A 14,196-nucleotide genomic window follows, 5' to 3' on the forward strand; every position below is an offset into this window, starting at 1 on the left:
TCATCCGCTAGATCGTTTTTGCCGCAGGGGGTTCACCATGGCTGGCTACCCGACCGTCCGCCCACGCAGGCTGCGTCGTACCCCAGCGATGCGACGGCTCGTCGTCGAAACGCACGTCGAGCCGTCGAACCTCATCCTGCCCATGTTCGTCAAAGAGGGCCTCACCGAGCCGCGACCGATCTCGTCGCTGCCCGGTGTCGTCCAGCACTCCCGCGAATCCCTGCGGAAGGCCGCCGTCGAGGCGGTCCAGGCAGGGGTCGGCGGCATCATGCTCTTCGGCGTGCCCACCTCCCGGGACCCGCAGGGCTCCGCCGGTACCGACCCCGACGGCATCCTCAACGTCGCCATCCGCGACCTCGCCGCCGAGGTCGGCGACGCCACCGTCATCATGAGCGACCTCTGCCTGGACGAGTTCACCTCACACGGCCACTGCGGCCTGCTCGCCGCCGACGGCACGGTCGACAACGACGCCACCCTCGAGGCGTACGCCACGATGGCGGTCGCCCAGGCCTCCGCCGGCGCTCACGTCCTCGGCCCCTCGGGCATGATGGACGGCCAGGTCGGCGTCGTCCGCCGCGCCCTGGACGAGGCCGGCTTCACCGAGGTCGCCCAGCTGGCCTACGCGGCGAAGTACGCCAGCGCCTTCTACGGCCCCTTCCGCGAGGCCGTCGAGTCCGCCCTCGTCGGCGACCGCAAGTCGTACCAGCAGGACCCCGGCAACCTGCGCGAGGCCCTCCGCGAGGTCGCCCTCGACATCGCCGAGGGCGCCGACATGGTCATGGTCAAGCCGGCCCTGCCGTACCTGGACGTCCTCACGAAGGTCGCCGCCGCGGTCGACGTGCCCGTCGCCGCCTACCAGGTCTCGGGCGAGTACGCGATGGTCGAGGCCGCCGTCGCCAACGGCTGGCTGGACCGCGACCGCGTCATCCTGGAGACCCTCACCTCCATCCGCCGCGCCGGCGCCCAGCTCATCCTCACCTACTGGGCCGTGGACGCCGCCCGCCTGCTCCGCGCCTGACCGCCTTTTGTCAACTCACCCCGGTTACACCGGGTGACGATGCGGTTCGCCGGTTTGGAAGCCGGGTCTAGGCTGGGATAGAGCGGAACGCCCACCGGCCGTCAGACCCCGCACCTCCGACACCCACCGGACCGCCTGCCTCGCTGAGCGGCCCGGACCTTCCTGAGCAGCCCCCGCCCCGCCCCCGCGCCCGCGCGTGTCCCGGACCGGGTGGGACAGGCTGGCCAGCGGTGGGCGGGGGAGCGCGGGTCAGGCGGCGAGGCGGTCGCGGCCTGTGCGTTTGGCGGTGTAGAGGTTGCGGTCGGCGAGGTCGTAGAGTTCGCGGCCGTCCATGCCGTCGTCGAGGGCGGCCACGCCGATGCTCAGCGTGACGTGCAGGCCGAACGCCAGCTGGTTCCAGTCGCGGGCGGTGACGACGTTGAGGATGCGTTCGCCGATGCGGGCGGCGGTCGGCAGGTCGGTGCGCAGGAAGAGGGCGAACTCGTCGCCGCCGAGGCGGACGGCGGTGTCCTCGGGGCGGCAGTGGGAGCGCAGGATGGCGGCGATCTCGCGCAGGACACGGTCGCCGACGATGTGGGAGAAGCGGTCGTTGATGCCCTTAAAATGGTCAATGTCCACTAAAAGTAGGACCAGGGTGCCTGCGACGCCGGCCAGCTGACGGTCGAACTGGCGGCGGTTGCCGAGGCCGGTCAGGGCGTCCGACGCGGCCACGCGGTCGGCGCGGGCGCGGGCGGCCTCCAGGTCGACGCGGCGGCGGGCCTGCTGGAGCATCGAGCGGCGCTCCAGGCGGAGCCGCCACAGGTGGCGGGCGTGGGCGCGGACCGCGTTGAGCAGAGCGCCGGTGGAGTCGCCGGGGAGCTCGGCGGCGGCGAGGAGGGCCAGCTCGTACTGGAAGATCAGCCGCTGCGGGCTCAGCGGGGCCAGCTCGTCGGCGGCGAGGAACTCGCGGCGGGCCTCGCGGAGGCGGCCGGTGCAGCGCAGGGCGATGCCGTACGCGAGGTGGGCCAGGCGCGCCTCGTGCTCGTGGCCGTTGGTGCGCAGCGGCACGACCAGCGAGTCGGCGAGGACGAGGGCCTCGTCGACGGCGCCGATCTTCACCAGGCCGAGCGTGTAGAGGACGGTGGCGAGCGGCGCGTCGTGGAAGTGGTTCTGCACCCAGTACCGGACGAGGCCGACGCTGCGGGCGAAGCGCACGTTCGCCTCCTCCACCAGGCCGACGTGCTCCAGCCGCAGGCCCCACTCGAGGAGCAGCTCGGCGCGCTGCAGCTCGGCGGCGGCGCGCTGGTCGGTGCCGGGGCTGAAGGACTCGACGGCGAACGCGGACACCTCGTCGGCCAGCTCGTACAGCTCGGCGGCGCGCGCGGCCTCGCTGACCGACGACATCGCGGAGATGTACCGCACGTTGCCGCGCGGGATGGTCTCCATCAGCCGCAGGGCGCTCGCGAGGTGGTGCAGGCCCTCGTCGAGCAGGCCGAGCTTGATCAGGATCTCGGCGGTGTCGGCGAGGATCTTCGCCTCGCCGGTGCGGGTGCCGGCGGCGCGGTGCATCTGCAGGAGGCGGTCGGCCTCCTCCAGGGCCTCGTGCAACCGGCCGAGGCTGATCAGCGCGTACAGGCGGCCCTGGCGGATCATGCCGGCGCTGCGGTCGTCGCCGAGGATGGCGACGACGTGTTCGAGCCGGTCGGCGAGCTCGAGCGCCTCGGAGTTGCGGCCGTGCACGGTCAGCTCGTGCACCTGCAGTGACAGGTCGTGGTGCGGTCCGAAGGGCCACAGCGGGATCGGCAGCCGAGCCTCAGTCATGTGCCTCCCCCGTCCGGTCGTTGGTCGTCGTTCCGACCAGAGACGTCGGCAGCGCGACGGCCGGCATGAGCCTTGCGACGCGCCTCTCACTCGAATAGGCGTAAATCGGACAAAACGGAAGGCGTGGGTCGAGGAAGCGGGCAAACTGGGGGGACTTTGGTCGGACTTTTGGGTGTTCCAAGTGTCAGGAACCCGACAGTTGCCCGATTCGTAGTGATAGACCCTCGTTGCCCCCATCGTGAGATGGCTTGTCACTGGAGGCGCCGGGTACATCGGCGCGCACGTCGTCACCGCCCTCGGGGCGTCCGGGGTCGAATCGGTCGTCGTCGACGACCTGTCGACCGGGCGCGCCGCCCGCCTGCCGCTCGGGGTGCCGCTGGTGCGCGCCGACGTGCGCGACAGCACCACGATGCGCGACCTGTTCCGCCGCTTCCAGCCCGACGGCGTCATCCACCTGGCCGCCCGCAAGGACGTCGCCGAGTCGACCGCCCACCCGCTGCGCTACTACCAGGACAACCTCGACGGGCTGCGGTCCGTCCTCGCCGCCGTCGCCGCGACCGGCACCCGGTCGGTCCTGTTCTCCTCCAGCGCCGCCGTCTACGGCACGCCGACCTGCTCGCCGGTCAGCGAACTGGCCCGCACGGCACCCGAGAACGCGTACGGGCGCACCAAGCTGATCGGTGAATGGATGCTGCGCGACGCGGCCGCCAGCGTCGGGTTCGGCTGGGCGGCGCTGCGCTACTTCAACGTCGCCGGCGCCGGCGCCCCGCACCTGCGCGACCACGGCGGCACCAACCTCGTGCCGCGACTGCTGCGGGCGGCCGCCGAGGGCCTCCCGGCGGTCGTCTACGGCGACGACTACCCGACGCCCGACGGCACCGCCGTGCGCGACTACGTCCACGTCGCCGACATCGCCGAGGCCCACGCCCACGCGGCGCTGGCGCTCAGGGACGGCGACCTCCACGACGAGGTCCTCAACATCGGTCGCGGCGAGGGCGCCTCGGTGCTGCAGATGATCGCCGCGGTGTCCGGCGCGTTGCGGTTGCCGCTGCCGTACGTCGTGGCGCCCCGCCGGACCGGCGACCCCGCGGCGGTCGTCGCCTCCCCGGCCCGGGTCCACGAGCTGCTCGGCTGGCGCGCCCGCCACGACCTCGACGAGATCGTCCGCAGCGCCGCTGCCACCCCCGTCGCGGAACCCCAGGCCGCCTGACCCCGCCCGCCACCCCCTCGAAGAGCCTGACCGCCCGCCGCCCCCGGTCGCGGAGCCCCAGGTCAGGGTGCCTGACCCGCCCGCCGCGGCACCTGCTCGTACACCTGCCGAACGAAAGCACGGACAAGCGACAGCGAACAGCGAAACCCCCCGCCCGAAGGAGCAGCACGTTGAAGTTCCGGATCCGCCGGCGAGCCATCGCCGGTGCCTGCGCGCTCGTCGGCCTCACCGGCCTCGTCTTCGCCCCGCCGGCGCTCGCCGCCGAACCACGCCAGCGCATCGACCTGCGTGTCCTCGTGCTCGACGACGGCAGCACCGGCGTCGACATGCTCCGCGCCCAGCTCGACCGCGAAGGCGTCCCCTACGACGCGCTGCAGCTCGCCGACGCCGGCCGGGCCCGGATCACCCCCGCGTTCCTCGCCGACTCCGTCAGCGGCGTGCGGCGGGCCAAGTTCCAGGGCGTGATCGTGCCGAACGAGAGCGCGGTCACCGGCACCGAGGCGACCGCCCTCGCCGACTTCGAACGCGAGTTCAAGATCCGCCAGATCGACGCGTACACGTGGGCGAACCCGAACGTCGGGCAGGACCTCGCCTGGAGCGGCGTGCTCGACGGCGCGGCGATGACCGTCACCGACGCCGGCAAGGCCGCCGGCTTCGGCTACCTCAAGGGCGCCGTCCGCATCGACGACCGCGACCCGGCCGTCATCGAGTCCTACGGGTACCTCGGCACCCGGCGGGAAGGCGCGACCTTCACCCCGCTCGTCACCGGCTCGGTGCCCAACGCCCCGAACGGCTCGCTGATGGGCGTCTACACCCACGACGGCCGCGAGGAGCTCGTCGTCACGCTCGCCGCCAACCGCTACCAGACACACGCGATGGAACTCGGCCACGGCCTGATCACCTGGCTCACCAAGGGCGTCCACCTCGGCAACACCCGCAACTTCCTCAGCGTCCACGTCGACGACGTGCTCCTGCCCGACGACCGGTGGGACACCACACACAACTGCACCGTCGGCGACGACTGCGGCCCCGGGATCGAGAACACGACGATCCGGATGACGCCCGCCGACGTGCAGGCACTCATCGCCTGGCAGCAGGCCAACGACCTCAAGCTCGACATCGCGTTCAACGGCGGCGGCAGCGTCGAGGCCGGTGCCGGCGACCCGCTGACCACCGCCATGGTGACCAACAAGAACCAGTTCCGCTGGATCAACCACACGTACGAGCACCCGTACCTCGGCTGCGTCCAGGACTTCACCGTGTCGCCGTGGAAGTGCGCGACCGACGGCTACGGCGCCACCCGGTGGACGTCGCAGGCCGACATCACCGCCCAGATCAAGCGCAACATCGACTGGGCGAAGAGCAAAGGCATCACCGTCGACGCCGCCGAGCTCGTCACCGGCGAGCACTCCGGCCTGAAGACGCTGCCGCAGATGCCGGCCGACAACCCGAACCTCGCGCCCGCGCTGAACGGCACCGGCGTCAAGTACATCGCCTCCGACGCCTCCCGGGAGCAGACCACCCGCGCCGTCGGCAACGCCGTCACCGTGCCCCGCTACCCGATGAACATCTACTACAACGTGGCGACGAAGGCCGAAGAGGTCGACGAGTACAACTGGATCTACACCAGCCGGGCCCACGGCGGCAGCGGCATCTGCGAGAACAACCCCGCCTCCACCTGCATCACCCCGCTCGGCGCCAACGGCTTCGACACCTACATCGTGCCGGTCGAGGCCCGCATCGCCTACGACCACGTGGTCTCCACCAGCCCGGCGCCGCATTACGCGCACCAGTCGAACCTCGCCGAGGACCGCATCCTCTACCCGGTCCTCGACGCGGTCCTCGCCCGCTACACCGCGACCTACACGAGCGCGACCCCGGTCGTGAACCCGAAGTTCGCCGAGACCGCGCTGCAGAACAAGCGACAGGCGGCGTGGGCGGCGGCGCTGCGGAGCCGGGCCGTGGAGGCGTACACGCTCGACGGCCGGGTCACCGTCGTCAACCGGGGCGGCGGCGCCCTCGACGTGCCCATGACCATGCCGAACGGCACCAAGGTCATCAGCATGTCGGTGCTCGGCATCGAGGTCGTCGGCGGCAACTTCGGCGACCCGTACGGCGGCGAACGCTCCACCTGGCGGAGCCTGGGCCGCGGCGCGTCGCAGCAGCTGCGGCTGCCGGCCTGAGGTCCGCGCCGTGCGTGTCGTGCTCGTCAACGAAGGCACCTACCCGTACGTCACCGGCGGCGTCAGCACCTGGTGCGACCAGCTGGTCCGAGGACTGTCCGAGGTGGACTGGGACCTCGTCGCCATCGTCGGCACCGAACCGGACCGGCCCGCGGTCCAGCTGCCCGGCAACGTCCGGTCGCTGACAGCGGTCCCGGTCTGGGGCACCGCCCGGCCCGCCCGCGGCAGACCCGAACGGGCCGCCGCCAGGCTGTGCCGCGGCATGCTCGGCGACACCGCGGCCGACCTGGTCGTGTTCTCCGAGGGGCTGCGTGAGCTCGCCGAGCTCGCGCGGCCCCGCCCGGGGCGGTTCCTGCCCGCCCGCGGCGGACGGCATCCACTGGCCGGCGCCAGGCTCGCGGACGTCCTGCTGGACGCGTGGGCGCGGGCCAGGTCCGACGGCATCCACCTGCCGCGGCTGACCCTTCGCGACGCGGATGTCGCCGGTGTACTGGTGGAGCACGCGCTCCGCCCGCTCGCCGCCGAGATCCCGCCGGATGCGGACCTCGTCCACGCCAACGCCAACGGCCTGTCGGCGATGGTCGCCCTCGCCGCGAAATGGCGCCTCGGGGTGCCGTTCATGATGACGGAGCACGGCGTGTACCTCCGGGAACGCTACCTCAGCGCCGGCGACCAGTCACCCGGCGTCAAGACGGCGCTGCTGCGCTTCCACCGTGCGCTCGCCCGGCTGGCGTACTGGGAGTCGGACCTCATCACCCCCGTCAGCGGGTTCAACTCGCGGTGGGCGGTCCGGCACGGCGCAGACCCGGCGAAGCTCGCCGTCATCGGCAACGGCGTCGACCCGGCCCGCTTCCCGCCGCTGCCCGAGGAGCCGGCCGGGCCGGTCATCTCCTGGGTCGGGCGGATCGACCCGCTCAAGGACCTCGAAACCCTCATCCGCGCCCTCGCGGTGGTCCGGGCGAAGGTGCCCGACGCGCGGCTCCACCTCGCCGGCCCCGTCCCGGCCGGCAACGAGGCCTACGCGGCCGCCTGCCGGGACACCGCCGCCGAGCTCGGCCTCACCGACGCGGTCACCTGGGCCGGGCCGTGCGCCTCCAGCCGGGACGCGTTCGCCGAGGGGCAGGTCGCGGCGCTGTCCAGCATCTCCGAAGGCATGCCGTACACGGTGCTGGAGGCGATGATGTGCGGCCGGCCGACGGTCAGCACCGACGTCGGCGGCGTCGCCGAGGCCGTCGGCGACGCGGGGCTCGTCGTGCCGCCCCGCGACCCGCAGGCGTTCGGCGAGGCGTGCGTCGCACTGCTCACCTCGCCCGAGCTGCGGGCGGCGACCGGCCGCGCCGGCCAGGAACGGGCGCTGAAGGAGTACACGCTGGACCGCTGCCTGTCGGCGTACCGCGGCCGGTACCAGCGGCTGACCGGCCACCGCGTCACCGCCTCGGCACCCGTCCCCGACCCCGTCCTGGTGCCCGCGTGAGCGGGCCGGAGCGCAGCGGAGGAGCCGCGAACCAGCATGACAGGTGTGGCTCAGGCCGACGCCGGAGCGCAGCAGAGGTGGCGGCATGAGTGCTGATTCGCTGTTGGTCGTGCCGATGCAGCGGCGGGCGCGGCCGCCGGCGCTGGAGCGCGGCGAGTCGCTGCGGTACGTCGGGCGGGCCTCCACCGACCCCGTCGCCGCGCTCGCCGACCGGATGCTGGAGGACTGCGTCGGCGCCGTCGACGTCGACGAGGTCGCCGCGATCCTCGAGGCCAACGGCATCAACGACCGCGTCGCCGACCGGGAGTACGGCCTGCCGTCGGTGTTCGCGCTGGCCGGGCGGGTCGTTGCCCGTACCGTCGAAACCGCCGCCACGGTCGTGCAGGCCACGCCCCTGGAGGAGGGGCCGACGCCCCGCGCGGTCATCACCGACACGCTGACCCGCGCGACGATCTACCTGACCCCGCTCGCGATCGGCCTTGGCGCGGCGGCCGAGGTCGACGGCGCCCCGCCGCTCGCGACGACCGGCACGCTGCTGCTCGGCTGGGGCGGCGGGCAGGCGCTGTCGTACCTCGGCTACCGGGCGCTGTCGGAGCGGGGCGTCACCGCCGCCGCCCGCCTGCTCGGCGCCGGGTTCCTCGGCCTCGCCGCGGTCTGGGCCGTCGCGCTCGCCGGCAGCGGGGTCCGCGCGTACACGATCGCCGGAGTGCAGCTCGCCCTGTTCGCGGTCGCCGCCGTCGCGCTCGTCACCCGCCGCGAACGGGTCGTCCTCGCCGCCGCCGCGCCCTGCTGGGTCGCCACCGCCTGCGTCGCGCTCGGGGCCGGGACCTGGGCTGTGACCGCGCTGCTGGGCGGGGTCGTGGCCCTGCTCGCCGTCGCGTTCCGCCCCGTCGCCGGCGCGGACGTCAGCGGCCGGATGCCGTGGCGGCGGTGGCGGTCGTGGCGCGGCGACATCGGCTACGCGCTGCTCTACGGCCTCGTCGGCACCGGCCAGGCGGCGCTGCTGCGGGCCGTCGCCCTCGACGGGATCGCCCCGCACCGGGTGCCGGTCCAGGCGGTGCCGCTGCTCGTCGGCGTCCCGCTCATCGAGCTGACGCTGGTCTGGCATCAGCGGCGCATCGCGTACGCGCGGGCCGTCCTCGCCGACCGCGCCGCGTTCGACCGGCGGCTCGCCCGCATCAGCAAAAGCACCGTCGGGGTGCTGAGCGTCCCCGTCGCGCTCGGGGCCGCGATCGCCGGCGCCGTGTGGGTCGGGATCAGCGGCCCAGGCGGGCAGGCGCTCGCCGCCGCGATCCTGCTCACCGGCGTGTACGCCCTGTGCCTCGTCCTCGCCGCCCACGGCCGGGCGGGCACCGCCGCCCTCGTCGTCTGGTGGCCGACGCTGCTCGTCGCGGGCGTCGGGCACTGGGCGCCCGCCCTGGTGCACGTGGCCCCCACGTTCACCGAAACCCTCGCCGTCGCGACCCTGCTCGGTGCGGGGCTGCCCGGCCTCGCCGTCGCGGCGCTCGTCCTGCGTGACCCGGAGAGTTACCGATGATGCTCCTGCCGATGTACGTCCACCCGCTGGCCGACCCCGACGCGTGGGAGGCGCTGTGCCGCAGCACCGAACGCCCCACCGCGATCGTCAACGTCCACAACGGCCCCGGCGGCGCCGAGCGCGACGAGGTGTACGCGGTCGCGACCGCCCGCCTGCACCGCTCCGGCGTGCGCATGCTCGGCTACGTCGACCTCGACTACGGCCGCCGCGCCAACGGTGAGGTGTGGTGCGACATCGTCGGCTGGGCGCGGTACCCGGTCGGCGGTATCTTCTTCGACCAGGTGCCGGCCGACGCGGCCGGCCTCGCCTACGTGACACAGGTGGTGCGGGCGGTGCGCGGATCGGTGGTCCTCAACCCCGGCACCCGTTGCCTGCCCGGCTACGCCGACCTCGCCGACGTGGTCTGCACCTTCGAAGGCCCCTGGGAGTCCTATGTGGACGCACCGCCCGCGTACGGGCTGCCCGACGGCCGCGACTGGCCCAACGCCGCGCACCTCGTCTACGGCGTCCCCACGGAGCGGATCGGCGCCGCCACCGCGCTGCTGCTGTCCCGCGCCCCGCACGGCCTCGTCACCGACCTCGTCGCCCCCCTACCGTACGAGGGGATCCCGACGGTGGTCCGGCAGCGCGCGGCGGCCGCGCGGTGACCGACCGGCGGCTCCGCCTCGCACTGTTCGGCCTCGTCATGCTGACCGTCCTGTACGCGGCCGCGTGCACCGGCGCCGGCGGCGACCCCGACGAGGGCCGGGGCACCCCGAAGACCGCCGCGGTGCCCCCGTCCGGTTACGGCGGCCTCGGCTCAGCGTCCGCGTCGCCGTCGCCCGCGCCGGCCACCCCCGTCGGCTGGTGGCGGCCGGCCGTCGGCCTCACCTGGCAGTGGCAGCTGACCGGCACGCTCGACACGTCGGTGGCCGTCGACGTGTACGACGTCGACGCCGTCACCACCTCCGCCGCCGAGGTGGCGAAGCTCAAGGCCGCGGGCCGTCACGTCATCTGCTACGTGAACGCCGGCGCCCACGAGGACTTCCGCGCCGACGCCGGCAACTTCCCCGAGTCGGTGCGCGGCAAGGGCCTGGAGGGCTGGCCGGGGGAGAAGTGGCTCGACATCCGCCGCTGGGACACCCTGGCGCCGCTGCTCGAGGCCCGCTTCAAGGTGTGCAAGGACAAGGGCTTCGACGCCGTCGAGCCCGACAACGTCGACGGCTACGCCAACAACAGCGGCTTCCCCCTCACCGCCGAGGACCAGCTCACGTTCAACCGCCGCGTCGCCGACCTCGCCCACCGCCTCGGCCTCGCGGTGGGCCTGAAGAACGACGTCGAGCAGGCCGCCGCCCTCGCCCCGGCGTTCGACTTCGCGGTCAACGAGGAGTGCGCCCACTACGACGAGTGCGACACCCTCAAGGCCTTCATCGCCGCCGGCAAGCCCGTCTTCCACGTCGAGTACGACGTCGACACCGCCAAGTTCTGCCCGAAGACCACCGCCCTGCGCTTCTCGTCGATGAAGAAGAAGCAGGACCTCGACGCCTGGCGCCAGCCCTGCTGACCTGCGCCGCCCCGCGCTGGCGAGGTCACGACCACCTCGGCGCCAACGGACCTGACCCCCTGAACACGAAGCCCACCACCATGGTGATCTTGCCGACCTCGACGCCAACGTCGCTCACCCGCGCCCGTCTGTGACGTGCTGGTCCCGGGGCCCGATCGCGGTGCGGAACCCCCCGCCACCGCAGACGCTGATGTTCACGAAGTCGGCGATCTCGATCTGCGAGTAGCCGCGCCCGGTCAGGATGATCGCGTCACGGGCGCGAGGGCCGAACTCCCTGAAGCCCCCGGCGGATGCCGTCCCAGCGTGCGGCGATGCCCACGGGTCGGGTCCGAACGCGCGTGATCATCGCGACATCGCCGCCGCAGGTGTTGCTCCTATCTGGCCTTGTGCCGCCGCCCCGCGCGGTACTGGTCCGCGAAACTCAGCACGCACGAGCCGATGAAGCAGGTCTTGATCGAGGCGCCACCCGGGGGCTTCCAGTCGCCCGCGACCAGGCCCTCTGCGCCGAAGAGCAGGAGGCCTTCGGCGACGGTGTCCTGGGTGAGTGCCCGCCGGTCCTGGCCGCTCCAGCGGGACGGCGCCCCCGCACGGCGGTTGAGACCGGGACACATCCTGACGGTGGGGTTGACGGCCGGTGGCGGCGGGCGGCGAGCTCATTCTCGGGGCCTTCGAAGGGGGTGGCCGTCAGGCGGGCCCACAGCTGTTCGTCGCCGGAGCGGCGCTGCACGTCCTCGACCGCCTAGAACGCGGCCTTCTCCTCGGCGGCTCACGGAGTCGTCGGCATTCCGGAGCGCGCCTGTCATGCCGCGCGCCGATGTGACAGGGGCGGTGGCGGTGCGGCTGGCCAGGGCTCACATCTCCGGCGCGCCGCCCACGTAGAGCCGTCGACAAAGCGCTCCAGGCCCGTGGTGTCAGGCGACAAAACGCTCCAGGTCCGTGGTGTCAGGCGCCGGCGCTCACCGGCTTCCAGCAGCCTTGTGCCGGGTCCGGGCACGAGGGGCGGGGCGGCAACTCCTCGACACCTGTCAAAAGTTCTGTCCGATGGCCACCGCCCAGCGCTGTGTCGATGAGGGACGAAGGAACGAGCCGGCGCGCCGTGACCCGCCGAGTCGGCACGGAGCCAGGCCGGTGGCGGCGCGCTGCTTTACCTGCAACCTTAGCACCACCGACCAAATTTCTTGTCGGTGACGCCACCCATCATAATGCATGCGCGCAGACGTAGCGGGCGGTGACTTTTGGTTAGCGGGACAAAAGTTCATGCCAACGCGACGGAAAGTGTGGACAGGTTGGTTCGAAGCTCCTAGTGTGTCCCCCACGACACTGGAGTGTTTCATCGATGTTATCCGGCGACAGTGGATGCATCGATGGGCATGTCTGTGTTGCGGAGGCACACGGCATCCGGCGCGGCGGCGCGCGCCCTGCCTGGCACGTTTCGTCAGGAAGGGACACAGTGAACCTACAACCCTCACGTCATCGATGGCGGCCGATGAGTGCCGCCCTGCTCCTTGTTGCGGCGAGCGCGAGCGTCAGCGCCGTCGTCGTCCAGGCCGCGCCCGCGGCGGCGGCGATCAACGCGGCCGACTTCCAGCAGGTCACCCTCGCCAAGGGCGAGCCCGAGGTCGGCGAGCCGCTGACCATCTCGGTGCTGCCCGACCGCTCGGTCCTGCACACCGCCAGGAACGGCACGCTGCGGCGCACCGACGCCAACGGCACCACGTCGGTGATCGCCAACATCCCGGTCTACCAGCACGACGAGGAAGGCCTGCAGGGCGTCGCGGCCGACCCCAACTTCGCCACGAACCGCTACATCTACCTGTACTACGCGCCGCCGCTGAGCACCCCCGCGGGCGACGCGCCGGCCACCGGTACCGCCACCGACTGGGCCACCTGGACCGGGGTCAACCGCCTCTCCCGGTTCACCCTCAACGCGAACTTCACCGTCAACATGAGCAGCCAGGTCAACATCCTGGACGTGCCCGCGAACCGCGGCATCTGCTGCCACGTCGGCGGCGACATCGACTTCGACGCGGCCGGCAACCTGTACCTGTCGACCGGCGACGACTCCAACCCGTTCGACTCCGCGGGCTACTCGCCCCTCGATGAGCGGACCAACCGCAACCCTGCCTACGACGCGCAGCGTTCGGCGGGCAACACCAACGACCTGCGGGGCAAGATCCTGCGGATCAAGGTCAACGCCAACGGCACGTACAGCATCCCGTCCGGGAACCTGTTCGCGCCGGGGACGGCGAACACCCGGGCCGAGATCTACGCGATGGGCTTCCGCAACCCGTTCCGGATGAGCGTCGACAAGGCCACGGGCATCGTCTACGTGGGCGACTACGGCCCCGACGCCGGCACCACCAACGCCAACCGCGGCCCGTCCGGGCAGGTCGAGTTCAACCGGATCACGTCGCCCGGCAACTACGGCTGGCCGTACTGCACCGGCTCGAACACCAGCACCGAGATCTACAACGAGTGGGACTTCGCCGCCGGCACCGGTGGCGCCAAGTACAACTGCGCCGGCGGGCCGACGAACAACTCGTTCCGCAACACCGGCCTGGGCACCCTGCCCGCGGCGCGGCCCGCGTGGATCAAGTACGGCGGCGACAGCGGCAGCCCGACCGAGTTCGGCGGCGGCTCCGAGTCGCCGATGGGCGGCCCGGTGTACCGCTACGACGCGGCCAACCCGTCGGCCACGAAATTCCCGGCCAGCTTCAACGGCATGTTCTTCGCCGGTGAGTTCGGGCGTGGCTGGATCAAGCCGATCGTCGTCAACAGCGACGGCACCCGCGGCGCGATCGACACGTTCCCGTGGGGCGGCAAGCAGGTCATGGACATGCAGTTCGGCCCCGACGGCGCGCTGTACGTCCTGGACTACGGCACCGGCTACTTCAACGGCGACGCCAACTCGGCCCTGTACCGCTACGACTACGTGGGTGGCGGCAACCGCGCGCCGACCGCCGTGGCGAGCGCGAACAAGACCTCGGGTGCGGCGCCGCTCGCGGTGACGTTCTCCTCCGCCGGGTCCAGCGACCCGGAGGGTGGTCCGCTGACGTACTCGTGGGACTTCGACGGCAACGGCACGCAGGACTCCACCGCGGCGAACCCGTCGTACACGTACAACACCAACGGCAACTACACCGCGACGCTGACCGTGCGGGACAACCAGAACGCCCCGGCCACGTCCAGCGTGCTGATCAGCGTCGGCAACACCGCGCCGACGGTCGTCGTCAACGCCCCGGCGAAGGGCCAGCTGGTCTCGTTCGGCGACAGCGTGCCGTGGAGCGTCACGGTCACCGACCCGGAGGACGGGGCGATCGACTGCTCGAAGGTCACCATGACCTACGTGCTCGGCCACGACCAGCACGCCCACCAGATCACCTCGCAGAACGGCTGCACCGGCACGATCACCATCCCGGTCGACGGTGAGC

General features: G+C 72.3%; 10 protein-coding genes. 8 read left to right on the plus strand and 2 right to left on the minus strand.

Features of this window, described 5'->3' with window-relative positions; genetic code table 11:
• Positions 1-37: 37 nt before the first annotated feature.
• Entirely contained in the window at positions 38-1,018 is a 981-nt protein-coding gene (gene hemB, locus ABD332_RS47800) for a porphobilinogen synthase (protein ID WP_344511603.1), read from the plus strand.
• A gap of 249 nt (positions 1,019-1,267) precedes the next feature.
• On the opposite strand, the gene ABD332_RS47805 is transcribed toward hemB, so the two are convergent.
• A complete protein-coding gene (locus ABD332_RS47805; RefSeq protein ID WP_344511605.1) occupies positions 1,268-2,818 on the minus strand; it encodes a diguanylate cyclase in 1,551 nt (516 codons plus the stop codon).
• 238 nt (positions 2,819-3,056) lie between these two features.
• Between ABD332_RS47805 and galE the strand changes: the two genes are divergently transcribed.
• From galE to ABD332_RS47835, 6 genes are all read left to right on the plus strand, one after another.
• The gene (galE, locus tag ABD332_RS47810; protein WP_344511606.1) at positions 3,057-4,028 is read left to right on the plus strand and encodes a UDP-glucose 4-epimerase GalE; all 972 of its coding nucleotides are present in this window, start codon (positions 3,057-3,059) and stop codon (positions 4,026-4,028) included.
• A gap of 170 nt (positions 4,029-4,198) precedes the next feature.
• Complete coding sequence (locus ABD332_RS47815; RefSeq protein WP_344511608.1) at positions 4,199-6,211, plus strand: hypothetical protein; 2,013 nt, start codon at positions 4,199-4,201, stop codon at positions 6,209-6,211.
• A 10-nt stretch (positions 6,212-6,221) separates the two neighbouring features.
• Entirely contained in the window at positions 6,222-7,685 is a 1,464-nt protein-coding gene (gene pelF / locus ABD332_RS47820) for a GT4 family glycosyltransferase PelF (RefSeq protein WP_344511610.1), read from the plus strand.
• A gap of 85 nt (positions 7,686-7,770) precedes the next feature.
• The gene (locus tag ABD332_RS47825; RefSeq protein ID WP_344511612.1) at positions 7,771-9,222 is read left to right on the plus strand and encodes a hypothetical protein; all 1,452 of its coding nucleotides are present in this window, start codon (positions 7,771-7,773) and stop codon (positions 9,220-9,222) included.
• Positions 9,219-9,869, plus strand: a complete 651-nt coding sequence (locus ABD332_RS47830; RefSeq protein ID WP_344511614.1) for a spherulation-specific family 4 protein — start codon at positions 9,219-9,221, stop codon at positions 9,867-9,869. Before ABD332_RS47825 ends, ABD332_RS47830 begins: the two co-directional genes overlap by 4 nt.
• Positions 9,866-10,765 (plus strand): endo alpha-1,4 polygalactosaminidase, encoded by a 900-nt coding sequence (locus tag ABD332_RS47835; protein WP_344511616.1) that lies wholly within the window; start codon positions 9,866-9,868, stop codon positions 10,763-10,765. The genes ABD332_RS47830 and ABD332_RS47835 overlap by 4 nt, the downstream gene beginning before the upstream one ends.
• 374 nt (positions 10,766-11,139) lie before the next feature.
• Here ABD332_RS47835 and ABD332_RS47840 read toward each other — a convergent pair whose 3' ends face one another.
• Positions 11,140-11,376, minus strand: coding sequence for a hypothetical protein (locus tag ABD332_RS47840; protein ID WP_344511618.1), 237 nt, complete (start codon positions 11,374-11,376; stop codon positions 11,140-11,142).
• Between the two features lie 875 nt (positions 11,377-12,251).
• Here ABD332_RS47840 and ABD332_RS47845 point away from each other — a divergent pair.
• Positions 12,252-14,196: PQQ-dependent sugar dehydrogenase (locus ABD332_RS47845; protein WP_344511620.1), on the plus strand; the 1,945-nt coding region annotated here is incomplete at its 3' end.

Source organism: Dactylosporangium maewongense, from assembly GCF_039531485.1.
Taxonomy (GTDB): Bacteria; Actinomycetota; Actinomycetes; order Mycobacteriales; family Micromonosporaceae; genus Dactylosporangium; species Dactylosporangium maewongense.

What these genes read in the sequence shown, in the direction of transcription:
- hemB (WP_344511603.1), top strand. Translation starts at nt 38, where the DNA reads ATGGCTGGCTACCCGACCGTCCGCCCACGCAGGCTGCGTCGTACCCCA.
- ABD332_RS47805 (WP_344511605.1), bottom strand. Translation starts at nt 2,818, where the DNA reads ATGACTGAGGCTCGGCTGCCGATCCCGCTGTGGCCCTTCGGACCGCAC.
- ABD332_RS47825 (WP_344511612.1), top strand. Translation starts at nt 7,771, where the DNA reads ATGAGTGCTGATTCGCTGTTGGTCGTGCCGATGCAGCGGCGGGCGCGG.
- ABD332_RS47830 (WP_344511614.1), top strand. Translation starts at nt 9,219, where the DNA reads ATGATGCTCCTGCCGATGTACGTCCACCCGCTGGCCGACCCCGACGCG.
- ABD332_RS47840 (WP_344511618.1), bottom strand. Translation starts at nt 11,376, where the DNA reads ATGTGTCCCGGTCTCAACCGCCGTGCGGGGGCGCCGTCCCGCTGGAGC.